The 23,724-nt window shown below is 68.0% G+C and carries 24 protein-coding genes and 1 tRNA gene; 18 read left to right on the top strand and 7 right to left on the bottom strand.

Annotated features, from left to right (window positions below):
- The 14 genes from V6M56_RS18985 to maiA form a co-directional block, all read left to right on the top strand.
- The coding region (locus V6M56_RS18985; protein WP_332685899.1) for an ABC transporter substrate-binding protein at window positions 1-1,236 on the top strand (1,236 nt) is incomplete at its 5' end.
- Between the two features lie 16 nt (window positions 1,237-1,252).
- A complete protein-coding gene (locus V6M56_RS18980) occupies window positions 1,253-2,251 on the top strand; it encodes an ABC transporter permease (RefSeq protein ID WP_332685907.1) in 999 nt (332 codons plus the stop codon).
- 86 nt (window positions 2,252-2,337) lie between these two features.
- Window positions 2,338-3,429, top strand: a complete 1,092-nt coding sequence (locus tag V6M56_RS18975; RefSeq protein ID WP_332685905.1) for an ABC transporter permease — start codon at window positions 2,338-2,340, stop codon at window positions 3,427-3,429.
- A 29-nt stretch (window positions 3,430-3,458) separates the two neighbouring features.
- On the top strand, window positions 3,459-4,607 hold the full coding sequence (locus V6M56_RS18970) for a glycosyltransferase family 4 protein (RefSeq protein WP_332685897.1): 1,149 nt from the start codon (window positions 3,459-3,461) through the stop codon (window positions 4,605-4,607).
- Window positions 4,604-5,383: a polysaccharide deacetylase family protein gene (locus V6M56_RS18965; RefSeq protein WP_332685895.1), complete on the top strand. Its 780-nt coding sequence runs from the start codon at window positions 4,604-4,606 to the stop codon at window positions 5,381-5,383. Before V6M56_RS18970 ends, V6M56_RS18965 begins: the two co-directional genes overlap by 4 nt.
- Before the next feature lie 91 nt (window positions 5,384-5,474).
- Entirely contained in the window at window positions 5,475-6,758 is a 1,284-nt protein-coding gene (locus V6M56_RS18960; RefSeq protein WP_332685893.1) for a glycosyltransferase family protein, read from the top strand.
- Between the two features lie 104 nt (window positions 6,759-6,862).
- Window positions 6,863-8,098: a metal-dependent hydrolase family protein gene (locus V6M56_RS18955; RefSeq protein WP_332685891.1), complete on the top strand. Its 1,236-nt coding sequence runs from the start codon at window positions 6,863-6,865 to the stop codon at window positions 8,096-8,098.
- Window positions 8,099-8,276: 178 nt separating this feature from the next.
- Window positions 8,277-9,092, top strand: coding sequence for an ABC transporter permease (locus V6M56_RS18950; RefSeq protein WP_332685889.1), 816 nt, complete (start codon window positions 8,277-8,279; stop codon window positions 9,090-9,092).
- Entirely contained in the window at window positions 9,092-10,147 is a 1,056-nt protein-coding gene (locus tag V6M56_RS18945; protein WP_332685887.1) for an ABC transporter ATP-binding protein, read from the top strand. The genes V6M56_RS18950 and V6M56_RS18945 overlap by 1 nt, the downstream gene beginning before the upstream one ends.
- An 87-nt stretch (window positions 10,148-10,234) precedes the next feature.
- Entirely contained in the window at window positions 10,235-11,293 is a 1,059-nt protein-coding gene (locus V6M56_RS18940; RefSeq protein ID WP_332685885.1) for an extracellular solute-binding protein, read from the top strand.
- A 167-nt stretch (window positions 11,294-11,460) separates the two neighbouring features.
- Window positions 11,461-12,330, top strand: coding sequence for an ABC transporter permease (locus V6M56_RS18935; protein ID WP_332685883.1), 870 nt, complete (start codon window positions 11,461-11,463; stop codon window positions 12,328-12,330).
- Between the two features lie 71 nt (window positions 12,331-12,401).
- Complete coding sequence (locus tag V6M56_RS18930; protein WP_332685880.1) at window positions 12,402-12,590, top strand: twin transmembrane helix small protein; 189 nt, start codon at window positions 12,402-12,404, stop codon at window positions 12,588-12,590.
- A gap of 98 nt (window positions 12,591-12,688) precedes the next feature.
- Window positions 12,689-13,294, top strand: a complete 606-nt coding sequence (locus tag V6M56_RS18925) for an acyloxyacyl hydrolase (RefSeq protein WP_332685878.1) — start codon at window positions 12,689-12,691, stop codon at window positions 13,292-13,294.
- Window positions 13,295-13,666: 372 nt separating this feature from the next.
- A complete protein-coding gene (maiA, locus tag V6M56_RS18920; RefSeq protein WP_332685876.1) occupies window positions 13,667-14,299 on the top strand; it encodes a maleylacetoacetate isomerase in 633 nt (210 codons plus the stop codon).
- Between the two features lie 74 nt (window positions 14,300-14,373).
- Here the strand turns inward: maiA and V6M56_RS18915 are convergent, their stop codons facing one another.
- The gene (locus V6M56_RS18915) at window positions 14,374-14,634 is read right to left on the bottom strand and encodes a hypothetical protein (RefSeq protein WP_442881189.1); all 261 of its coding nucleotides are present in this window, start codon (window positions 14,632-14,634) and stop codon (window positions 14,374-14,376) included.
- 107 nt (window positions 14,635-14,741) lie between these two features.
- A complete protein-coding gene (gene bla / locus V6M56_RS18910) occupies window positions 14,742-15,611 on the bottom strand; it encodes a class A beta-lactamase (RefSeq protein ID WP_332685872.1) in 870 nt (289 codons plus the stop codon).
- A gap of 220 nt (window positions 15,612-15,831) precedes the next feature.
- Between bla and V6M56_RS18905 the strand changes: the two genes are divergently transcribed.
- Window positions 15,832-16,716 carry a LysR family transcriptional regulator gene (locus tag V6M56_RS18905; RefSeq protein ID WP_332685870.1) on the top strand — a complete coding sequence of 295 codons (885 nt, stop codon included), beginning with the start codon at window positions 15,832-15,834 and terminating at the stop codon, window positions 16,714-16,716.
- Window positions 16,717-16,779: 63 nt separating this feature from the next.
- On the opposite strand, the gene V6M56_RS18900 is transcribed toward V6M56_RS18905, so the two are convergent.
- Together V6M56_RS18900 and cpdR are read right to left on the bottom strand one after the other, a co-directional pair.
- Window positions 16,780-16,854: transfer RNA gene (locus V6M56_RS18900), tRNA-Val, on the bottom strand.
- Between the two features lie 136 nt (window positions 16,855-16,990).
- Window positions 16,991-17,350 (bottom strand): cell cycle two-component system response regulator CpdR, encoded by a 360-nt coding sequence (cpdR, locus tag V6M56_RS18895; protein WP_038363805.1) that lies wholly within the window; start codon window positions 17,348-17,350, stop codon window positions 16,991-16,993.
- A 288-nt stretch (window positions 17,351-17,638) separates the two neighbouring features.
- Between cpdR and V6M56_RS18890 the strand changes: the two genes are divergently transcribed.
- Both V6M56_RS18890 and hisN read left to right on the top strand, forming a co-directional pair.
- Complete coding sequence (locus tag V6M56_RS18890; protein WP_442881187.1) at window positions 17,639-18,556, top strand: N-formylglutamate amidohydrolase; 918 nt, start codon at window positions 17,639-17,641, stop codon at window positions 18,554-18,556.
- Window positions 18,557-18,863: 307 nt separating this feature from the next.
- Window positions 18,864-19,646, top strand: coding sequence for a histidinol-phosphatase (gene hisN / locus V6M56_RS18885; RefSeq protein ID WP_332685818.1), 783 nt, complete (start codon window positions 18,864-18,866; stop codon window positions 19,644-19,646).
- Here hisN and V6M56_RS18880 read toward each other — a convergent pair.
- Window positions 19,551-20,606, bottom strand: coding sequence for an alpha/beta hydrolase (locus V6M56_RS18880; protein ID WP_332685815.1), 1,056 nt, complete (start codon window positions 20,604-20,606; stop codon window positions 19,551-19,553). The two genes, hisN and V6M56_RS18880, sit on opposite strands and share 96 nt — an antisense overlap.
- A 181-nt stretch (window positions 20,607-20,787) precedes the next feature.
- Between V6M56_RS18880 and V6M56_RS18875 the strand changes: the two genes are divergently transcribed.
- Window positions 20,788-21,261, top strand: a complete 474-nt coding sequence (locus V6M56_RS18875) for an Hsp20 family protein (RefSeq protein WP_332685813.1) — start codon at window positions 20,788-20,790, stop codon at window positions 21,259-21,261.
- A 101-nt stretch (window positions 21,262-21,362) separates the two neighbouring features.
- Here the strand turns inward: V6M56_RS18875 and V6M56_RS18870 are convergent, their stop codons facing one another.
- Together V6M56_RS18870 and V6M56_RS18865 are read right to left on the bottom strand one after the other, a co-directional pair.
- Window positions 21,363-22,157, bottom strand: a complete 795-nt coding sequence (locus V6M56_RS18870) for a hypothetical protein (RefSeq protein WP_332685811.1) — start codon at window positions 22,155-22,157, stop codon at window positions 21,363-21,365.
- A 104-nt stretch (window positions 22,158-22,261) separates the two neighbouring features.
- Window positions 22,262-23,320, bottom strand: a complete 1,059-nt coding sequence (locus tag V6M56_RS18865) for a threonine aldolase family protein (RefSeq protein ID WP_332685809.1) — start codon at window positions 23,318-23,320, stop codon at window positions 22,262-22,264.
- Window positions 23,321-23,724: the final 404 nt, after the last annotated feature.

Genomic DNA, 23,724 nt, shown 5'->3' with positions numbered 1-23,724 from the left:
CGCGTCAAGGACTGGGGCTCGCTGCATGAGCGCTTCTCGCGCCAGTACCGCCCGGAGAACCCCGACCTGCCGACGCTCGACCCGTGGATGAACACCACCGCGATCCCGGCCCAGCAGTTCAGCTTCGTCCGCAATCCCTATTTCCACCGCGTCGACGCCAAGGGTAGGCAATTGCCCTATGTCGACGAGGTGACGCTGACCATCGGCACCTCCTCGCTGATCCCGGCCAAGACCGCGGCCGGCGAGAGCGACCTGCAGGCGCGCTATCTGCGCTTCGACAACTACACCTTCCTGAAGGAAGCCTCGAAGCGGATGAATTTCGACGTCAGGCTCTGGAAGCGCGCCGAAGGCGCCTATTTCGCGCTGATGCCGAACCTGAATGCGATCGACCCTGTCTGGCGCGATCTCAACCGCGACCTGCGCTGGCGCAAGGCGCTCTCGCTCGCGATCAACCGCAAGGACATCAACCGCGTCATCTTCTTCGGCCTCGCCAAGGAGAGCGGCAACACCGCTTTGCCCGAGAGCCCGCTCTACGACAAGGAACTGGCGCATCTCTGGATGAAGCAGGACCGCGCCGAGGCCAACCGCCTGCTCGACGAGATCGGGCTGGCCAAGCGCGACTCCGAGGGCATCAGGCTGTTCCCGGACGGCAGGCGCCTGGAGTTCAACATCGAGACCGCCGGCGCCTCGACCGAGGAGACCGACATCCTCGACCTGCTGAAGGAGGATTTCCGCGCCATCGGGCTGAAGATGCATCCGCGCTCGTCGCAGCTCGACGTCTTCCGGCGCCGCATCCTCGCCGGCCAGACGGTGATGTCGGTCTGGTCCGGGATGGACAATGCGCTGGTGGCGGCGGACATGGAGCCCGACGCGCTGGCCCCGACCTCGCCCAGCCAGTTCAACTGGCCGCGCTGGGGCCAGTTCCACGAATCCGGCGGGCGCGAAGGCGAGGCCCCGTCCCTGCCCGCGGCCAAGGAACTGGTCGAGCTCTACACGGCCTGGCGCCGGTCGACGACGCATGACGAGCGGCGGGAGATCTGGCAGAAGATGCTCAGGATCAATGCCGAGCAGCTCTTCACGATCGGCGTGATCAACGCCACGCTGCAGCCCGTCGTCGTTTCGAGGAACCTGCGCAACGTGCCGGAGAAGGGTCTCTACAGCTTCGAGCCCGGGGCCTTCTTCGGCCGCTATCTGCCGGATACCTTCTGGTTCGCCGACGCACCGGCTGGCAAGTGAGGGGCGCAGGGCCGTGCTGCTGAACTACATCCTCAAGCGCCTCCTGGTGATGATCCCGACGCTGCTGGTCACCAGCGCGCTGATCTTCACGGTGATCAACCTGCCGGAGGGCGACTATTTCGAGACGCTCGTCGCCGAGATGCAGGCCCAGGGCGAGAAGGCGGACATGAGCCGCGTCGAGTTCCTGAAGAAGGAGTACGGCTTCGACAAGCCGCCGATCGAGCGCTACTTCTGGTGGGTCACCGGCCTGCTGCGCGGCGATATGGGCTACTCCTTCGAGTATCAGATGCCCGTTCGCGACATCGTCGGCGATCGCCTGTTCCTGACGATAGTCGTCTCGTTCTTCACCATCATCTTCACCTGGATCGTCGCCTTCCCGATCGGCATCTATTCGGCGACGCACCAGTATAGCTGGGGCGATTACGGGCTCTCCTTCATCGGCCTGATCGGGCTCGCCGTGCCGCATTTCCTGCTGGCGCTGGTCTTCCTCTATTTCGCCAATGTCTGGTTCGGCACCTCGATCGGCGGCCTCGTCGACCCGCAATATCTCAACCAGCCGATGAGCTGGGCCAAGTTCAGATCGGTGCTCGAGCATCTCTGGATCCCGGTGATCATCATCGGCGCCGGCGGCACGGCCGGGATGATCCGCTCGGTGCGCGCCAACCTGCTCGACGAGCTCCAGAAGCAGTATTACGTCACCGCCCGCGCCAAGGGCCTGCCGCCGGGCAAGGCGCTGCGCAAATATCCCTTGCGCATGTCGCTGAACTTCTTCGTCTCCGACATCGGCGACATCCTGCCCTCGATCGTCTCCGGCGCCGAGATCGTCGCCATCGTCCTCTCGCTGCAGACCACCGGCCCGCTGCTGATCCGCGCGCTACAGAGCCAGGACATGTATCTTGCCGGCTCGTTCCTGATGTTCCTCTCCTTCCTCACCGTGATCGGCGTGCTGATCTCCGACATCGCGCTCGCGATCCTCGACCCGCGCATCCGCCTGCAGGGAACGGCGACCAAGTGAAAACCTCGCAACCTCCCGCCGCCGAGACCGCGCCGCTGCCGCATAGCTGGTCGACCGCGCCGTTCGAGCCCTATGCCGTCGAGAAGATGTCGCCGGAGCAGGAGCGCGTCTATCTCGCCCCGCAGCTGCAGCTGATGTGGTGGAAGTTCCGCAAGCACAGGCTCGCGGTGATCTCGGGCGTCGTCATCCTGCTGATGTACGGCTCGATCCTGATCTGCGAGCTGCTGGCGCCCTATCACTACATGACCCGCGACACCGACTTCATCCGGGCGCCGCCGCAGCGGGTGCACCTGTTCCACGAAGGCACCTTCCTCGGCCCCTTCGTCTACCCCTACACCCAGCGTCTCAACATGGAGAACCTGAAGCGCGAATACGACGTCGACACCGCAAAGCCCCAGCAGATCCGCTTCTTCTGCCGTGGCGACGACTATTATTTCTGGGGCCTTTTCCCGGGCAACCTGCGCCTCTTCTGCCCGCCCGAAGGCGGCACGCTCTTCCTGCTCGGTACCGACCGGCTCGGCCGCGACATGTTCTCGCGCATCCTCTATGGCGGGCGCATCTCGCTGACCATCGGCCTGCTCGGCGTCATGGTCTCCTTCGTGCTCGGCGTCGTCATCGGCGGCATCGCCGGCTATTACGGCGGCAAGGTCGACCTCGTCGTCCAGCGCCTGATCGAGATCGTGCAGTCGCTGCCGCATATTCCGCTCTGGCTGGCGCTGAGCGCGATCATGCCGGCCTCCTGGAGCCCGCTCCTGGTCTATTTCGGCATCACGGTGATCCTCGGCCTGATGGACTGGACCGGGCTGGCGCGCGCCGTGCGTTCCAAGCTGCTCTCGCTGCGCGAGGAGGATTATGTCGTCGCCGCCCAGCTGATGGGGGCAAAGCCCGCCCGCATCATCGGCCTGCACCTCGTTCCGGGCTTCATGAGCCATCTCATCGCCGCCGCCACCATCACCGTGCCCAAGACCATCCTCGGCGAGACGGCGCTCTCCTTCCTCGGCCTCGGCCTGCGCCCGCCGATCACCAGCTGGGGCGTGCTGCTCAACGAGGCCCAGAACATCAACGTGGTGGCGCTCTATCCCTGGCTGCTCTATCCATGCGTCCCCGTCATCGTCATCATCCTCGCCTTCAACTTCCTCGGCGACGGCTTGCGCGACGCGGCCGACCCCTATCGCTGAGCGCGGCCGCGCCAGCCGGATTGCCGTCCATGCCTGCGCTGAAGATCGCCTTCCACACGCCGCTGAACCGGTTTGGCGACGGCGCCATCTCCGGCGACCGGCGCATGGCCCGCCAGCTCGTCGCGCTGCTCGGCCGGCTCGGCCATGCGGTCGAGATCGTGCCGGCCGAGCGCAGCTTCATGCGCGAGCCCGACGAAGGCCTGCTCGCCGCCAACCAGGCGGCGGCGCAGGAAGTGGTCGAACGGCTCGCCGATATCTGGCAGGACCCGGCCGCGCGGCCGCATCTGTTCTTCACCTATCATTGCCATTACCGCGCTCCGGACCTGATCGGCCCCGCCCTCGCCGAGCGCTTCGACCTGCCTTACGTCCTCGCCGAGGACAGCGATGCGCCCAAGCGCTTCGACGGGCCATGGGCGCCCGCGGCGGCGCTGGCGCGCGCCGCGATCCTGCGCGCCGATCTGCATTTCTGCATGACGCCCCGCGACCGCGAGGGGCTGGCGAAGCTAGTCTCCGACGCAGACCGGCTGGTCGACCTGCTGCCCTTCCTGCTCGCCGAAGGCGAGATTCCGGCCCGGACGGGCGCGGCGCCCGCAGCCGGCGAGCCCGTCCGCCTCATCGTCGTCGCCATGATGCGCAAGGGCACCAAGGAGAACAGCTACTTCGCCCTGGCGCGCGTCCTCGCCCGGATCGCGGACCGGCCCTGGACCCTGACGCTGATCGGCGACGGCACCCAGCGCGCCGAGATCGAGGCCGTTTTCGCCGGCTTCGCTCCGGAACGCCTGCGCTGGCTCGGCCGGCGCAGCCATGCCGAGATCCAGGCCGAGCTCGCCGCGCACGACCTCTTCGTCTGGCCCGGCCTCAACGAGGCCTATGGCCTGGTCTATCTGGAAGCCCAGGCCGCCGGCCTTCCCGTCGCGGCGCTCGACAGCGGCGGCGTTCCCGCCATGGTCGAGCCCGGCCGCACCGCGCTGCTCGTACCCGGCCATGACGAGGCGGCCCTCGCCGGGGCGATCGCGACCCTGATCGACGAGCCCGGGCGGCGCCTGCGCATGGGCGCCGCCGCCCGGATTTTCGCCCGCGAGGAGCGCAATGGCGAGGCCGCCTGCGCCATCCTCGGCCAGGCTCTGGAAGCCGCGATGCGATGCCACCGCGCGCAGGGCTGCGAGGCGGGCCGGTGAGCGCGCAGGCGGACTGGCCGGCGCTCATCGCCGAACTCGACCGCTGGGCCCTTGCCGGCAGGCGCATCGCGCTCTGGCTGCGCGACGACGATGCCGTCACCCCCAGCGCCCAGCTCGACCGGCTCGCCGCGCTGGCCGAGCGCTTCGCGGCGCCGGTGCTGCTGGCGACGATCCCGATGCTGGCCGAGGAGGCTCTCGCGCGCAGGCTCGAAAGCGCCCCGCTGCTCTTCCCCTGCCAGCACGGCGCCTGGCATCGCAACCACGCGCCCGCCGCACAGAAGAAGGCGGAGGTCGGCAATCACCGGCCGGCTGACGGGGTTCTCCTGGAAATCGCCCAGGGCTGGCAGCGCCTGCGCGAACTTTTCGGCGCACGCGCCCTGCCGGTCTTCGTGCCGCCCTGGAACCGGATCGACCCGGGCATCGCCGCCGGCCTGCCGGAGCTCGGCCTCGCCGGCCTGTCCTGCTTCCGCAATTTCGCGCTCGGCCCGCAAGGCGGCCCGGTGCTGGTCAACAGCGACCTCGACCTGATCGACTGGCATCATGGCCGCACCGGCCGGAGCGCCGGCGACCTGCTGGCCGAGATGCTCGCCCGGCTCGCCGACCGGCGCCAGAGGCCGGAGCCGAAGGCCAGCTTCGGGCTGCTGCTCCACCATCGCGACCACGACGCGACCACCTGGGCCTTCCTCGACACCCTGCTGGCGCGGATCGCCGATCACCCCGCCGTCACCCTGGCAGCGCCGTCCATGCTGTTTGCGCCGTCGGCGGGCTTGGACTGAGCCTCCGGCGGCGCTATGGTCGCCGCCAGTATCGGTGCGTTCTCCGTCCCCAGGAGGCCGTCTGACCTTCCAGCAGAGGACGCGACGCGGCATGTCCCTCAGCCTCATCGAAGACAGCGGGACGCGTCGCCCGCCCGGCAGCCCGCATGCGCCGCGGGTTCTGATCTACAGCCATGACACCTTCGGCCTCGGCCATATCCGCCGCTGCCGCGCGATCGCCAATTCGCTGGTCGCAAGCTACCCTCATATATCAGTGATCATTGTCTCCGGCTCCTCGGTGATCTCGAGCTTCCAGTTCGGTGCCGGCGTCGACTATGTCCGCATCCCCGGCATCGAGAAGCAGAGCGACGGCCGCTATTGGCCGCATCACCTCAATCTCGACCTCGGCGACACGATCCGCCTGCGCACCGAGATCATCAAGCAGGTCGTGCTCTCCTTCGACCCGGACGTGGTCATCGTCGACAAGGAGCCGATCGGCCTGCGCGGCGAGTTGCTGCCCTCGCTGGAGATCCTGCGCCGGCGCGGGGCGCGCATCGTCCTCGGCCTGCGCGACGTGCTCGACGAGCCCGGCAAGCTGCAGGAGGAATGGCGCCAGAGCGGCGCGCTCGATGCCCTCGCCCAAATCTATGACGACATCTTCGTCTACGGGCTGGAGAGCGTCTACAACCCGCTCATCGGCCTGCCCAACCAGCATCTCTTCGCCGACAAGGTGCTCTATACCGGCTATCTCAAGCGCGCCGTGCCTTCCCCGATGCCGCCGAACCGGCATCCGCGCATCACCAAGGGCCCGTTCATCCTGGTGACGCCCGGCGGCGGCGGCGACGGCGCCGGCGTGATCGACTGGGTGATCTCGGCTTACGAGGCCGATCCGACGATCGAATTGCCGGCGCTGATCGTCTTCGGCCCGTTCATGTCGCGCGAGAAGCGCAAGGAATTCACCGACCGCATCGCCCGGCTGCCCAAGCTGGAGAGCATCGGCTTCGAGCCCAGGCTCGAACTCCTGATGAACCGGGCCCACTGCGTCGTCGCCATGGGCGGCTACAACACCTTTTGCGAGATCCTCTCCTTCGACAAGCCGGCGTTGATCGTGCCGCGGGTCAAGCCGCGGCTGGAGCAGGCGATCCGCGCCGAGCGCGCCGACAGCCTGCGCCTGATCGATGTGCTGCACGACCCCACCGAGAGCGGCGACGGCCAGCGCGACCCGCTGCAGATGGCCAGGGCGCTGCACGCTTTGCCCAAGCGCCTGCCGCCCTCGCAGGCCTTCCAGCCGAGCCTGCTCGACGGGCTTCCGGCGATCAGCCGGGCGCTGGCCGACAACCTTTCGACGCCGATCCGCAGCCGGGCCCTGGCGCAGAACGCGATGGCGGCCGGCTGATCGCAACAGGCGAGAGCCACCCGGCAACTCCCGCATGGCGTGATGGACAAGCAGGCCGGACCTCATAATATATCAGAATCTGACCGCTCGGAGGCCTTCACGCCATGACGCAGATCCTGTTCCGCAACTTCGCCATGCTGGAGCCTGACCACGGCGAGTTGCGCGGCGGCCATGAGATCCTGGTCGAGGGCGATCTGATCCGCGAGGTCTCGGACAAGCCGCTCAAGGCCGCCAGGGCCGATGTCGTCGATTGCGGCGGGCGCACCTTGATGCCCGGCCTGATCGACAGCCATGTCCATGTCTTCCTCTCCGAGGTCTATATCCGCACCCTGGAAAGCATGCCGCTGACGCTGATGACGGCGCGGGCGGTCAGGCTGATGAAGGGCATGCTCGACCGCGGCTTCACCAGCGTGCGCGACACCGGCGGCGCCGACTGGGGCATCAAGGAAGCGGTCGAGAAGGGCGATGTCGCCGGGCCGCGCCTGTTCATCGCCGGCGCCGCGATCGGCCCGACCGGCGGCCATAGCGATCCGCGCCGGCGCACCGATTTCGGCGCGCGCTGCCATTGCTGCAACGCCATGGCCTACACCATGAACATCTCGGACGGCGTCTCCTCGGTGCGCAAATCGGCGCGCGAGCAGATGCGGCTCGGCGCCGACCACATCAAGATCATGATGTCGGGCGGCGTCGCCAGCCCCTATGACCCGCTCGATTCGATGCAGTTCAGCGTCGACGAGGTCCACGCCGCGGTCGAGGAAGCGAAAGCCTTCGGCCGCTATGTCTGCGCCCATGCCTATACGCCCGAGGCGATCACGCGGGCCGCGCAATGCGGCGTGCGCGCCATCGAGCACGGCAACCTGATCGACGAGGCCTCGGCCAAGCTGATGGCGCAGAACGACATGTTCCTGACCGCCAATCTCGTCGCCTATTACGCGATGAAGGAGCGCGCCGCCGAATTCGGCATGACCGGCGACATGCTGGCCAAGAACGACCTCGTCATCGATGGCGGCCTGAAGTCGCTCGAGATCTGCAAGCGCGCCGGCGTCCCGGTCGCCTATGGCTCGGACCTGCTCGGCCAGCTCCAGGTCGACCAGTCGCGCGAATTCCTGCTGCGCCGCGAGGTGCTCTCGCCCATCGAGATCATCCGCTCGGCGACCACGATCGGCGCGCAATTGCTGCGCATGGAAGGCAAGCTCGGCACCCTGCGTGCAGGGGCCTTTGCCGATATCATCCTGATCGACGGCGACCCGCTGAAAGATCTCGGCCTGTTCCAGGACCAGGGCGCGAAGCTGCCGGCGATCATGAAAGGCGGCGTGTTCCACAAGAACACGCTGCAGTGAGGAGCTGGCATTTGGCGGAAGAAACACGCCGTCATTCCGGACAAGCGGCGAAGCCGCGCCGCTCCGGAATCCATCATAGGACGCTTCGGTGCCCTAAGATGGATTCCGGCGCTCCGCTTCGCTCCGGCCGGAATGACGGAGCAGCCGCCTCTTCGTCGCGCGCAAGCGGGGAGCGCGCTTGACTGCCGTTCGCCTGAGCCCCGGCCGCATCGCGCTCAACGGCGCGGCCCTGCTCTCGCTCGGCTTCATCCTGCTGCCGCTGATCTTCGTCACCTGGCTCGCCTTCTTCCGCCAGGAGATCCCCTCCTTTCCGCCGGAGGGGTACTCGCTGAAATGGTTCGCGGCGGCGGCCGGCAACAAGTCCTTCGTCGACGGCTTCCTGCTCAGCCTCCAGACCGGCGTGCTGGCGACGCTGATCGGGCTCGCCCTCGGCGTTCCTGCCAGCCTCGCTCTGGTCCGGCACCGCATCGTGCTCGGGCCGGCGCTCAACACCTTCCTGCTGCTGCCGCTGGTCATGCCCGGCATCGTGCTCGGCACCGCGATCTATGTCTTCCAGATCGAGACCGAGATCGCCACCGGCCTGCCGGTGATGGGCTCGCCCGCCGGCCTCGTCGCGGCGCACACGCTGATCGTCATCCCCTGGGTGGTGAAGCTTGTCACGGCGAGCCTCGCCGGCTTCGACCGGACCATCGAGGAGGCGGCGCAGAACCTCGGCGCGGGCCCGTGGAAGACCTTCTGGCGCGTCACCCTGCCGAGCATCCGGCCGGGTCTCGTCGCCGCGGCGCTGTTCGGCTTCGTCACCTCCTTCGGCAATCTGGAGATGAGCCTGTTCCTGGTCGGGCCGGGGCGGACCACTTTGCCGATCGCGATCCTGCAATATCTCGAATGGAAGATCGATCCGGCAGTCGCCGCCGCCTCGGTCATCCAGATCGTCCTGATCGGAGCGGCGATGATCGTCACAGACCGTTACGTCAAGCTGAGCCGGGTCGTCTGATGGCGCGCCTCTCGATCGAACATCTCCGCAAGACCTATGGCGAGTTCCACGCCGTCGATGATTTCAGCATCGACATCGCCGATGGCGAGTTCCTCGTGCTGCTCGGCCCCTCCGGCTGCGGCAAGACCACGACGCTGCGCATGGTCGCCGGCTTCATCCAGCCGACGGCCGGCGCCATCACCATCGGCGAGCGCGACGTCACCACCCTGCCGCCCTGGAAGCGCAATTGCGGGCTGGTCTTCCAGAGCTATGCGCTGTTCCCGCATATGAGCGTGGCCGACAACGTCGCCTTCGGCCTGGAGATGCGCAAGATGGCCCCGGCGGAGCGCGCCCCGCGCGTCGCCGAGACCCTGCGCCTCGTCCAGCTCACCGGCTTCGACGCGCGCTATCCGCGCCAGCTCTCCGGCGGCCAGCAGCAGCGCGTCGCGCTGGCCCGGGCGCTCGCCATGCAGCCCGACGTGCTGCTGCTCGACGAGCCGCTTTCCAATCTCGACGCCAAATTGCGCCAGGAGGTCCGTGTCGAGATCCGCGACCTGCAGCGCAAGCTCGGCCTGACCACGATCATGGTCACGCACGACCAGGAGGAGGCGCTCACCATGGCCGACCGGCTGGTGGTGATGGAGAAGGGCAAGGTCCGCCAGATCGGCACCCAGCGCGAGCTCTACGAGAAGCCGGCCGACCGCTTCGTCGCCGGCTTCATCGGCCGCAGCGCCTTTCTCGACGGCGAGATCGCAACGCCCGGCCGCTTCCGCACCCGGGGCGGGCTCGAGATCGGCTGCAACGCCCCGGCGAGCGGGCCGGCGACCCTGGCGCTGCGGCCCGAACGCCTCGCCATCGGCGCGGAGGCGGAAGGCTGTACCAACCGTTTCCCGGCCCGCGTCGAGCATGTTTCCTATCTCGGCGCGCTGCTCGACATCGATGTCCGGCTGACCGAGCATGACCGCATGCTGCTGCAATTGCCGAACCGGCAGGGCGCGGCCGAACCGAAACCGGGAGACACGATCACGATAGGCTGGGCCGAAGACGCCGGGCTCGTCTATCCGCGCGAGGGCTGAAGGCATGGCGCCGGGACTGGACATCGTTTCCGGCTCAGCTCATGCCCGAACTCTCTCTCGGCAGGCGTCCAACAGGGGAGAAAAAACATGAAGATGATCGACAGACGCGATATCCTGAAGGGGCTGGCGGCCGGGACCGCGGCCGCGGCGCTGATGCCGGCGCTCGGCGGCAGCGCCCTCGCCCAGGCCGGCGGCAAGGTCGTGGTCGGCACCTGGGGCGGCGACTATGCCCGCCTGCTGACCAAGAACATCGAGGAGCCGCTGCTCAAGCCCAAGGGCATCGAGATCCTGCAGGATCAGGCCTCGGATTCGCCGCGCCGCGCCAAGATGGTCGCCGAGCGGCGCCTGCCGCGCGGCACCACCGATATCCAGGGCCTGTCCTCGGCGAACATGTACGAGATGAACGAGGCCGGCGTCCTCGAGCAGCTCGACTACGCCAAGATCCCGAACGCCAAGAACCTGATGCCGTCGATGAAGTACCCCTATGGCATCGGCCAGATCTATTCCGGCAAGGTGGTGGTCTACAATCCCAAGCTGATCGACCCGGCTCCGACCAGCTTCAAGGATGCGTTCGATCCCAAGCATGGCAACAAGATCGGCATCATCGACATCCAGTATCTCTATGTGATCATGGCCGCCTCGATGGCCGCGACCGGCGGCGCCAGCATGGTCGATTTCGAGGGCGCCAAGAAGGTGCTGCTCGAGGCCAAGAAGGCCGGCGCCCGCATCTACCCGACCAACGAGGCCTTCGCCCAGGCGATGAAGACGGAGGAGATCGGCATCGGCGTGATGTGGAAGGCGCGCGCCGTGCAATGGCAGAACGCCGGCATCCCCGTCGAGTCTGCCGCGCCGAGCGAGGGCATCCCGCTCTATATCTCGGGCTTCTCGATTCCGAAGAACGCCCCGAACAAGGAGAACGCCTATCTCTACATGAACGCCATGCTCGAGAAGAGCGCGCAGGAGGCCTTTGCCGTCGACATGGGCTATAACGGCACCGTCACCGGCCTGACCATCGCGCCCGACCTGCAGAAGCGCATCGGCTTCACGCCCGAGGAGGAAAAGCGCCTCAAGGACCTCGACTACGGCTATCTCGCCAAGAACGACGCGGCGATGAAGGAGTGGTGGGACAAGGTCTTCAAGGGGTGAGGAACTCGCCGTCATTCCGGGGCATCGCGCCAGCGATGAGCCCGGAACCCGTGACCATCGGTGCTGCAAGCAAAGGCTGAGGGCATGGCGCTCGTTCTGGTCCAGACTCGTGTTCATGGGTTCCGGGCTCGCCCCTGCGGTGCGCCCCGGAATGACGAGCCACGCGCATGACCACCGCCCCCGAGCCCGTCGCGGGCGCCCGCACCAGCCTTGCCGGCATGCTCGTCGTGCCGGCGACGATCCTGGTCGCGATCGGCCTCATCGGCCCGGTCGCGATCCTGTTCCGCTATTCGCTGAACCAGTTCATTCCCGGCCAGTTCATGGTCGACGGGCTGACGGTTGAGAACTACGTCAAGTTCTTCACCGACGCCTATTATCTCAACGTGCTGCTGCGCACGGTCCGCGTCGCGGTGATCTGTACCCTCGCCTGCCTGATCATGGGCTTCCCGCTGGCCTATGTACTGGCGCGCACCCAGAGCCGCTTCAAGAACCTCATGGTCATGCTGGTCGTGCTGCCGCTCTTCGTCGGCAACGCCGTGCGCGCCGCCGGCTGGATGACCGCCTTCGGCAACAAGGGCGCCTTCAACGCCTCGCTGATCGGGCTGGGCCTGATCGACGAGCCGATCGAGATCATGTTCACCGAGAACGCCGTGCTGATCGGCATCGTCGCGGTCAACCTGCCCTTCATGGTGCTGACCTTGCAAAGCGTGATCGAGGGCATCGACCGCAATGTCGAGGAGGCCGCCTTCAGCCTCGGCGCCGGCCCGGCGGCGATGTTCCGGCGCGTACTCTGGCCGCTCGCCTTGCCCGGCATCCTCGCCGGCACGATCCTGACCTTCATCCTGGCGATGAACGCCTATGCCACCCCGGTGCTGCTCGGCGGGCCGAAATTCCAGATGATGGGGCCGCTGGTCTACGGTCAGTTCGCCCAGCAGAACAACTGGCCCTTCGGGGGCGCCATCTCCTTCATTCTGATGACGGCGACGCTGCTGCTCACCGTCGCCGCCAACCTGATCGTGCAGCGGCGTTACCGATGAGCTTTGGACTGTGGCGCTTCGCCGCCGCGGCCCGGCTGGTCAAGCCGGTGCCGGCGCTCTAAACCCTGCCGATGAGCTTCTCCTCCTCCCTGGTGCCGATCGCCGTCGGCGCCGTCGCGCTCGTGCTGTTGCTCGGCCTGATCAACATGCTGCGCGGCGGCAGCGCCGGCACTTCGCAGAAGCTGATGCGCCTGCGCGTCGTGCTGCAATTCGTCGCCATCCTGGTGATTCTCGGGGTGGCATGGTGGCGCAGCGGCTGATGCCGGCGCGAGCACACCCCGCCGGTCGTCACAATGCGGCCACCACTCTCTGCGCTTCACTAATGTTCAATCCTGGCCAAGAGAACACCCCGCCCGTCATGTTTCGCGTCGCGTCGCTCGTCGTTGCCCTCTCCGTTCTCGCCGCGCCGGCCCTGGCGCAGGCCGAAGGCAACCTCTCCCGCGCGCTCGGCTACGCGCCGGCCAGCGAGTCGCCTTCCTCGGCCTGGGAGGCGCGTTTCGGTGCCGGTGCGGCCAATCCCGGCGGACGCGAGAGCGGCTTGCTGAACTATGGCGCCGAGCTCGTGACGCCACGCATCGCGACCCTGAGCGACCGCATCGCCAACGCCTTCATGCCGCGCTTCCATCTCGGCTCGAGCCTCAACCTCAACGGCACCAAATACGCCTATGCCGGCGCCACCTGGACCATCGACCTCTCGCAGACGGTGTTCGTCGAGGCCAGCCTCGGGGCGGCCCTGAACAACGGCAAGACCGGCGGCGTCGTGCCCCAGAACCGGCTGAACCTCGGCTGCAACACCGGCGCGCGCAGCGCCGCCTCCCTCGGCTACCGCATCAGCGACCGCTGGAGCCTGATCGCGACGCTCGAGCATTTCAGCACGGCGGGCTGCTCCGACAATCTCGCCGCCGGCGCCGGCAACCCGCGGGGCCCGTCGAATTTCGGCGCACGGCTGGGCTACACCTTCTGAGAAGCTTGCAGCCCTCATCCTGAGGAGCGCCGCAGGCGCCTCTCGAAGGAGGCTCCAGCGAACTGGCCCCCCTGATAGCAACGGCCTTCGCGGTTGACCGGTGCCGTACCCTTTCCGTCATTGCGAGCGCAGCGAAGCAATCCAGGGGGACGTCGAGCGAGCCCTTCTGGATTGCTTCGCTTACGCTCGCAATGACGGCCGGACCCGCGCAAGCATCAAATCCAAAGGCCGCTGGTATAAAGCCTCCGGACCGACCGAAAATGGGCCGCAGGCTGGTTGACAGCGTGCAGCCGAACGCCAGCCTGTCCATTGCAGCCGGAATGGCGGAGACCGATGCGGCCGGAGCAACCGGCCGCGGCAAGGGAGGCGAGGATGAAACTTCACGGCTATTTCCGCAGCTCGGCGGCGTGGCGCGTCCGCATCGCGCTCAATCTCAAGGGGCTTTCCGTCACGCATGTGTCGCATCATCTGCGCCATGGCGGGCAGCGCGCGCCGGACTATCTGGCGCTCAACCCGCAAGGCCTGGTGCCGGCGCTCGAGCTCGACGACGGCAGCATCCTGACCCAGTCGCTCGCCATCATCGAATGGCTCGACGAAACCCATCCGCAGCCGCCGCTCCTGCCGGCGACGCCGCTGGAACGGGCGGGCGTGCGCGCCTTCGCCCAGGCCATCGCCTGCGACACCCATCCGGTGCAGAACCTCAAGGTGCTGAACCGCCTGCGCGAGCTCGGCCATGGCAGCGACGAGGTCCTGGCCTGGGCCGCCAGCGTGAATGTCGACGGGCTTTCGGCCTGCAAGCAACTGGCGGCGAAGACCGCCGGCCCGTTCTGCTTCGGCGAGGCGCCGACGCTCGCCGATCTCTGCCTGGTGCCGCAGCTCGGCAATGCCCGCCGCTTCAAGGTCGATGTCGCGCAGTTCCCGCGCCTGCTCGAGGCGGAGGCGGCGGCGCTTGCCCTGCCCGCCTTTCGGGACGCGGCGCCGGAGCGTCAGCCCGATGCGGAGTGACGCAGCACTCTGATCAGCTGCGACCCCGGCTGGCTCGATCGCCGGTCGCAGCTGGGGCGCCGGCGCCAAGGGCTTCACCAGCGCCGATAAGGACCCCAGCCTGCCCCATAGAAGCCCGGCCCATAGAAGCCGGAGGCTTCGAGCCGGCCGCGGCGCGCCGCCGAACGGTCGAGATCGACCTCCATCAGGCAGTTGGCGAAGGGATCCGAGCCCGGGCGGAAGCCATAGGACCGGCAGCGCCCCTCATCGGCGGCGCGCAGCTCGGCCGGCGTGACGCAGCCACCGAGCGCGGCGGCGATGCCTAAGGGGATGAGCCAGGTCGCACGCATCGTCAGATCCTCCAGGCCATGCGGAATCGATCGAGATCATGCCACGAAAACGGCCTTTTGAGGTTATGCCGAGTGAAGGGCGGCAATCGGCCGCCCTTTTTTTGGGTTTCGCCTCAGAACGAGGTCGCCAGCCGCCCGACCTCGGCCAGCACTGCCTCGCGCTCCGCAAAGGATCCCCGCGACTCCGCGTAATAGGCGGTAACGATCAGTGGCGCCCGGCCCGGCGGCCAGATCACGCCGATATCGTTGGTGGCGTTGTTGCTACCCGTGCCGGTCCTGTCGCCGACGCGCCAGCCCTTCGGCACGCCCGCTCGCAGGCGCTTGTCGCCGGTCTTGTTGGAGACCAGCCAGGCGGTGAGCTGATGGCGCGAGGCCGGTGAGAGTGCCGCTCCCAGCACTGTCTGGCGCAGGATTTGGGCCATCGCGACCGGCGTGGTGGTGTCGCGCGGATCGCCGGGTGTCGCCTCGTTCAGTTCCAGCTCGCGTCGATCCAGCCGCGAGCTGTCATCGCCAAGCGAGCGCATATAAGAGGTCAGGCCTTTTGGCCCGCCGAACGAATCGAGCAGCAGATTGCCGGCGGCGTTGTCGCTGAGCGTGACGGCCGCGTCGCAAAGCTCGGCGACCGTGAGGCCGGTGTCGACATGCTTCTCTGTGACCGGCGAATAGGTGACGAGGTCGGCCTTGCTATAGCTGACCCGCCGATCGAGACTTTCCTCGCCGCGATCGACCCGCGCCAGCACGAAGGCCGCGGCGACGAACTTGAAGGTGCTGCACATCGCGAAGCGCTCCTGCCCGCGATGGGCGATGATGTTGCCATCGGCACTGTCGAGGATGGCGACGCCGAGGCGCCCGCCATGCTTGCGGTCGAGCGCGAACAGCGCCTCGCGCACGCCCTCCTCCCGGCTTCGCGCCAGGGCTGGCAGGCGGCCGAGTACGGGCGCGGCTAGCAGGGAGCCGATCAGGAGGTCACGGCGTCGGATCATCGTCTTTCTCCATGGGCAGGCCGCCGCGGCGGCGCTTCGCAGCCGTCGCGGGCAGTGGGAATGGGCAGTGGGAGTAGGCAGTGAGATGGGCATGGCGGATATGCCGGAGGCCGTTGGCGGACCGGCATGCGCCGCGTCTGCCGCCCGTTCTCGCCGCAGATTGGCCTCATCGCAAACGATGATATCTCCAAGCAGCCATTAGATTTTTTGAGGTCTTTCCATGCTCCGGCCGCATCTGCCGCTGAACGCGCTGCGCGCCTTCGAGGCCGCCGCCCGCCATCTCAGCTTCACCCGCGCGGCGATCGAGCTCTGCGTCACGCCGGCTGCGCTCAGCCATCAGGTGAAGGGGCTGGAGGAGCGCCTCGGCGCCGAATTGTTCCGCCGCCTGCCGCGCGGGCTTTCGCTCACCGATGAGGGGCAGGCCCTGCTGCCGACCCTGCGCGAGAGCTTCGACCGCATCGCCGGGATGCTGGAGCGCTTCGAGGCCGGGCGCGCGGTCGAAGTGCTCAATGTCGGCGCGGTCGGCACTTTCGCGCTCGGCTGGCTGCTGCCGCGCCTGGCTGCTTTCCGCCAGGCGCACCCCGCCATCGATCTGCGCCTCACTACCAACAACAATCGCGTCGATCTCGCCGCCGAGGGGCTCGACTATGCCCTGCGCTTCGGCAGTGGCGCCTGGCACGGCACCGCGGCCGCGCGCCTGTTCGACGCACCGATGACGCCGGTCTGCGCGCCCGCGTTGCTGGCACGCCTGCGCCGACCCGCCGATCTCGGCGAGGAGGTGTTGCTGCGCTCTTATCGCGCCGACGAATGGAAGCTCTGGAGCGAGGCCGCCGGCATCGCGCCCGTGCTGGCCAGGGGACCGGTCTTCGACACCTCGATCGCGCTCGCCGAGGTCGCCGCCGCCGGCGAGGGCGTCGCGCTCGTGCCGGCATTGCTGTTCCAGCGCCATTTCGACACGAACCGGCTGGTCCGGCCCTTCCCGGTCGAGGTCTCGCTCGGCGGCTATTGGCTGACCTGGCTGCAATCGCGCTCGCTGACGCCGGCCATGCTCGCCTTCCGCGACTGGCTCTTCGACGCAAGCCGCCCGCCGGCGATTGCGAGGTGAGTCCCAAAGCAAAACGGCCGCCCGGAAGGGGCGGCCGTCGGTCCTTGCGGAACAAGGAGAAAATGGTGGGCGCGACAGGGATCGAACCTGTGACCCCTACGATGTCAACGTAGTGCTCTCCCGCTGAGCTACGCGCCCGTTTGCCCGAAGGCGTCCGGAAACGACACCGGCCCGGGGGCGACGTCGTTGCGAGTGAGGGGGCTATACCGACTCGCAAGCGACCTTGCAAGGCGCTTCGTCGGCTTGTTTCACCGACCCCCTCGTGCCGCCTGGATCAGGCCGCCAGCAGCTTCTCGACCTCGTTCACCAGCTCGCGCAGATGGAACGGCTTGGAGAGCACCTTGGCGTCCTTCGGCGTCTGCGAATCCGGATTGAGCGCCACGGCCGCGAAGCCGGTGATGAACATCACCTTGATGTCGGGATCGAGCTCGGTGGCGCGCCGCGCCAGCTCGATGCCGTCCATCTCGGGCATCACGATATCGGTCAGGAGCAGCTCGAACGGCTCCTCGCGCAGCCGGTTATAGGCCGAGAGCCCGTTATCGAACGAAGCGACGTCGTAGCCGGCGTTCTGCAGCGCCTTCACCAGGAAACGGCGCATGTCGTTGTCGTCTTCGGCGAGGAGAATCTTCGTCATGGCGCCTGCATCGTCCGTCTCGTTGCGCTGACGCGCGCCCGACGCCGCCTTTCGGCCGCGCCCGATTCGCTCGCCTTGTCGTTCCCCTGGAACCAGGCCGGCCGTCCCCGCCCCGGGCGTCGCCGACCCCGGCCCGCGCCAGCGGCTGTATCACCCGCGCGCGCCGTTCAGGGTCATGCGGTTCTATTTGCACCCATTACGGTAAACAACCCATGAACGCCGACAATCGAGGCTGCCGCAACGGTCTCTTCAACCCCGGCGCGCTTTGTGCTTCAGTCGTGCGAGATGATGTCGCCAGTCGAAAACCCCGCAGCCCATCCCGACAGCGTGATCGCCGAGATCGAGCGCCCCTTCACCCTGTTCCAGCCAGCCCTGCAGGTGGTGCCGGTCGTGGTCGACGTGCCGCATGCCGGCCGGCGCTATCCGGCCGCCTTCGTCGATGGCTCGCGGCTGCCGCTGCGCTCGCTGCGGCGCTCGGAAGATGCCTATGTCGACCTGCTCTTCCACCACGCCGTGGCGCTTGGCGCGCCGCTGCTCGTCGCCGAATTCCCGCGCGCCTTTCTCGACGTCAACCGCGAGCCCTATGAGCTCGACCCGCGGATGTTCGATGGCCGCCTGCCCGGCTTCGCCAACACCCGCTCGCTGCGCGTCGCCGGCGGTCTCGGCACCATCCCGCGCATCGTCGGCGATGCGCATGAGATCTATCCCGGGCGCATTCCGGTCGAGGTCGCGCTGGCGCGGATCGAGGAGCTCTACCGGCCCTATCACGCCGGCCTGCGCCATCTGGTGAACCGCACCCAGGCCGCCTTCGGCACCTGCGTCGTGGTCGACGCGCATTCGATGCCCTCGACCGGGCTCGACCGCGAGGGCCTCGCCAAGGCGGATGTGATCCTCGGCGACCGCTTCGGCACCAGCGCCGCCGGCTTCGTCGTCGACGCCGCCGAGGACGCCTTCCGCCGCGCCGGCCTCAAGGTCACCCGCAACCGCCCATATGCCGGCGGCTTCATCACCGAGCATTACGGAGCGCCGGGCGCCGGCGTCCATGCGCTGCAGATCGAGGTCAACCGCGCCCTCTATATGGACGAGGCGACGCTCGAGCCGAATGCCGGCTTCGCCGCCCTGCAGCAGGTGATCAGCGCCGCCATGGCGGAATGCTTCGCGCGCTGGAGCGGCTGGATCGACGACTGGCGCCAGGCGGCGGAGTGAGTCGCACGCCGCTACGGCAGCGGGCAAGAAAAAGGGCCGCGCACGGATGCGGCGGCCCAAGTCTAGGGAGGAAACGCCCAAGGAGGGCAACGAAGGTTTGAGGTGATCTCCCCTTCGCAGTGCACAATAGACATCGCCCCGCAAAAACACAAGCCCGGACCACGAAACTTGCACGTGGTATGCACTAGGCGCAGATCGCCACGCCGCGCCGCAATCGCCCTTGTCTTCTCGCATCCCGGGCAGCATGAAGACATCAGGCGGCGACCGGCTCCGCCGCACCGGCCGGGAAAGCAGCAAAGGGTCAGGCATGAGCGCGGTCGATTTCGCGGAGTTCGTCGCCCGGCTCGCCACCTCTTCCGGCCAGGCCATCCTGCCCTTCTTCCGCGCCATGCACGCGACCGAGGACAAATCCTGCGGCGGCGTCTACGACCCCGTCACCGAGGCCGATCGTGCCGGCGAGGCGACGATGCGCAACCTGATCAAGCGCAGCTTTCCGGAGCATGGCGTGTTCGGCGAAGAGTTCGGCACCGAGAACGCCGATGCCGAATATGTCTGGGTGCTCGATCCGATCGACGGCACCCGCGCCTTCATTTCCGGCATTCCTGTCTGGGGCACGCTGATCGGGCTGACACGCAAGGGCGTGCCGGTCTACGGCATGATGAACCAGCCCTTCACCGGGGAGCGCTTCTCCGGCGACGGCCGCAAGGCCCGCTATGAAGGCCCCGGCGGCCCGCGCGATCTGCGCACCCGCCAGACCGAAGATCTCGCCGAGGCGACGCTGATGACGACGAGCCCGCAGCTCTTCGCCGGCGCCGAGAAGCAGGCCTATGACCGCGTCGAGAACGCGGTGCGCCTCACCCGCTATGGCTGCGATTGCTATGCCTATTGCATGCTCGCCGCCGGCCATGTCGACCTGGTGATCGAGAGCGGGTTGAAGCCCTATGACATCGTCGCGCTGATCCCGATCGTCGAGGGCGCCGGCGGCATCGTCACCTCATGGAGCGGTGGCAGCGCCGCCGAGGGCGGCACGATCCTCGCCGCCGGCAACAAGGCCCTGCACCGGGCCGCCCTGGCCCTGCTCGCCGGCTGACAGCGCCGCTTCCAGATTCTCGCCCGGCACGAAGGCGTCGAACGCCGCCCAGAACCGGGCTCGGATCGCGTCGCTCTCCATCAGGATCTCATGGCGCGCCGTCGGCAGCACCAGCGCCGAGCCGGTCTTCAGCCTGGACGCGAAACGCTCGATCGCCGGCGTCGAGACCACCGGATCGCACCCGGCAGCGATCACCAGCGTCGGCACACGCACCTCGAGCGCCGCGCGCGGCGCGCTGAGCCGGTCCATCAGCGCGAACGCGGTACGAATCCAGCCGACGCTCGGATCGCCGATGGAGAGCTCGCGCGCCGCGGCCGAGAGCGCCGCATTGCGGGCATAACGCACCGGATCGCCTGTCAGCCGGTTGCCGTCGAACGGCTTGGTGCTGATCGCGGTCTCGCCGCCGCCCGGCACGAAGGCCTTGCCGAAGCCGAGCCAATAAAGCGCGAAGGCCAGCCCCCGCGCCAGGCGCGGGTGCTCGATCATGCTGATCCCGAGCATCGGCGAGAGCGCCACCAGCCTTGCGACCGGCAAGGCCTCGCGCCGGGCCGCGTCGAGGCAGAGCGCCGCGCCCATCGAATGCGCCAGCGCAAAATGGGGGGCCGGCAGCCGCGCCTGCATCTCGGCGACGGCCAGCGCGAGATCATGCTCGTAATGCGCCAGCCGGCCGACATGGCCGCGCCGCGGCCGGCCGGTGAAGCGCTGCGAGCCGCCCTGCCCGCGCCAGTCGAAGGCGAGCACATGGAAACCGCGCCGGCGCAGCTCGGCGATCGTCTCGCTATAGCGCTCGATGAACTCGGCCCGCCCCTGGACGAGCAGCACCGTGCCCTTTTCGGGCCGCACGGTCGGATGCCAGCTGGCGAAACGCAGCCGCGCGCCATCGACGGTCCGGGCAAACCAGACCTTGCCGTGGCCGGGGACCGGATAGCCGGCGTCGTGGAAGAATTCGGCTTCGGCCATCGGTTCGTCCAGCAGGCGGGTGCACCGGTTATGCCCCTTCGGCCGGGGTCTTGAAAAGCCCGAAACCCTCCCCCAGATCATCCCTGCGCAGGCCGGAACCGGCTGCGCGATGCTGAAACCCAGGCCCGCGCTCATGACGAGGCGGGCTGACCGATCTGTCGCTTCCTTAAGGAGGACAACCATGCGTTCCTACGATCTTTCCCCGCTCTATCGCTCGACCGTCGGCTTCGACCGCCTGTTCTCGCTGCTCGACCAGGCCACCAGCGTCGACAACGCGCCGAGCTATCCGCCCTACAACATCGAGCGCACCGCCGAGAACGCCTACCGCATCTCGATCGCCGTCGCCGGCTTCGCCGAGGCTGATCTTGCGATCGAGAGCAAGGAGAACGCCCTCACCGTCCGTGGCGAGAAGAAAGCCGCAGAAGCCGCCGACAAGCGCGAGGTCCTGCATCAGGGCATCGCCGCGCGCGCCTTCGAGCGTCGCTTCCAGCTTGCCGACTACGTCCAGGTGACCGGCGCCAGCCTCGAGAACGGCCTGCTCCATATCGACCTCGTCCGCGAGATCCCCGAAGCCAAGAAGCCGCGCCTGATCCCGATCGCGGCGCAGGGTGCCAAGGTGATCGAGGCCAAGGTCGCGACCAAGCAGGCGGCGTAACCGCCGGCGCAGCGCGAGAAGCGCCGCGATCCTCAGAAAATGAAGAGGGCCTCCCCGGGAAACCGGGGAGGCCCTTTGCTTGTGCGGCGGGCGGCGGCCCCTCAGTTCAGCGGGGTGACCGGCGGCATCGTCCCGTCTTTCGGCGCCTCGGCCTTGGTACCTTCGATCTGCACCGGCGGCACGGTGAGGTCCGGCATCGGGATGCCGCTCGGATTGGCGCGGGCGAGCGGCGGCGCCAGCTCCGGCCCATCGGCATCGCGGACATCCTGCGGGTTCACCAGCTTCGGCTTGCCGATATCCTTGGGCGCCACCGCCGGAACCGCAGCCGGCTTTTCCGGGACCGTGGCGGGAGCAGGCGCCGCCGGCGCAGGCGGAGCCACGGTCGCGGGTGCGCTCGCCTGCGCAGGCGGCTTCAGATCGGCCGGTCGCGCCGGCGGCCGCGGCAGGACGCGCTTCTGCACCGGCCGCTCGTCTTGCGGATCGAGCCGCGCGCTGCGCGCCGGCGCCCCCAGCACGATCCGGTCGAGCAACTCGCCGCTATAGCGGTCGAGGATCAGTCGGACCCTGGCACCGTCGCGGCCGGTGCCGTCGACGACATAGGAGGAACGCGTCGCGATCGTGCGCTCGACCCGGGTGAGCCCGAATTCGCGCACGGCGATGCGGCCGATGGCGCGCTGCGGGATCGGGGCGGCGGGCAGTGGCGCATAATCATGGCGCCGGCCATAGCCGTAATCGCCATCATAGCCGCGGCTGTAATAGGCATAGCCGCCGCCATAATCGTCGAGCTGGGCCAGCGCCGGACCGGCCGACCCCATTGCCGCCGCGGCGACGGCGAAACCCGCGAGGCGGCGGCGCAAGCCTTGCGCGCCCCGGCCGGGCGAAACGAAAAATGCCATGGTCCTGTCCTTGTGCGGCAGAATCTCCGGCCTTCAGTTCTCGGTAAGGATTGCGGCGTGCTTGCGGCACGAATCCGGTCGCATTCCAGTGTTTCCGGGGTTTTTCAGGCCTCGGCGACGATCGCGACCAGCCGCTCGACCTCTTCGGCCTGCGTCGCGAACGAGCAGACGAAACGCCCGACCGTCTCGCCCGGCGCCAGGCCCTGGCCGTCCGGCAGAGCCGCGCCCGACCAGGCGAGATACTGGACGCCGCGCGCCTTGAGACGCTCCCGCCAGGCATCCGACAGGACAAGGAACACCTCGTTGGCCTCGCAGGGCCAGGCGAGCCGGAGCTTGCCCTGCGCCGCGATCCCCCTGGCGAGCCTGTCGGCCATGGCGTTGGCGTGGCGGGCGAGGTCGAGCCAATGGCCGTTCGCCAGTAGGCCCTCGAATTGCGCGCCGAGCACCCGGCCCTTGGACAGGGTGTGGCCGGCGCGCTTGCGCCGCCAGGCCGTCTCGGCGGCAGCGGCGGGGTCGAAGAACACCACCGCCTCGGCCGCGAAGGCGCCGTTCTTGGTGCCGCCGAAGGAGAGCACGTCGACGCCCGCCTTCCAGGTGGTTTCGGCCGGCGTGCAGCGGAGCCGCGCGACGGCATTGGCGAAGCGCGCGCCGTCCATGTGCAGCTTCAGGCCGCGCGGGGCGATGGCCGCCTTCAACGCCGCGACCTCGTCGGGCCGATAGACCAGCCCGCATTCGGTCGCCTGCGTGATCGAGAGCGCCTGCGGCTGGACCTGATGCAGCGAATCCGGCCGCATCCGCGCGAGCTGGCGCGCCACCGCCTCGGGCGCGAGCTTGTTGCCGGCGCCCGGCAGGCCGACGATCTTGGCGCCGTCGGCGAAGAATTCCGGCGCGCCGCATTCGTCGTCGGCGACATGGCTTTCGTGATGGGTGAGCACCGCCCCCCAGGGCCGCACCAGGCTGGCGAGCGCCAGCGCGTTCGCCGCCGTGCCGCTGGCGACCAGGAAGACCGCGACCTCGCGCTCGAAAAGTTCGGCGAACAGGGCCTCGACCCGTTTCGTCCAGGCATCGGTGCCATAGCCGGCGGCGAGCCCGTCATTGGCTGCCACCATCGCCTGCAGGACCGCGGTGCTGGCCCCGGCGAGATTGTCGCTGATGAAATTCATGGCACCGTTTCGCAAATCGGGTTCGGCCGCTGTTGTCGGGGATCGCCGCCTGCCGCGCCATCGCATGGGCGCTGCGCCGCCATGCCGTCATCGCAGTTCGCCATAAACCCGCCGGACAACATCCGGGCTGGCCTAGGCCGGCCAATGATGTGAAAATGTCGAAGCACCCTCGCAACTCGCAACAAAATTTCGATGCGATGCAAAATCGGCGCTTGTGCCCAGATTGGAATTCTGGCAAGTTCGAGACGTTAGGACAGTGATACTGTCCCATTTTCGAGAGGCGGGGCGCCGGCGAGCTTGACCGGGCGACCGCGAACGATGGAGCGGAGCATGACGGAAGGCATGGCCAATATCGCCGAAGCCATCCGTGCGCGCGCCGCCCGTAAAACGTCGGCCTGACCAGG

This window comes from Allobosea sp., assembly GCF_036675845.1.
In the GTDB taxonomy this organism is placed as follows: domain Bacteria; phylum Pseudomonadota; class Alphaproteobacteria; order Rhizobiales; family Beijerinckiaceae; genus Allobosea.
Note: the sequence above shows the minus strand (reverse complement) of the source record. Positions and strands in the feature narration are given on the sequence as shown.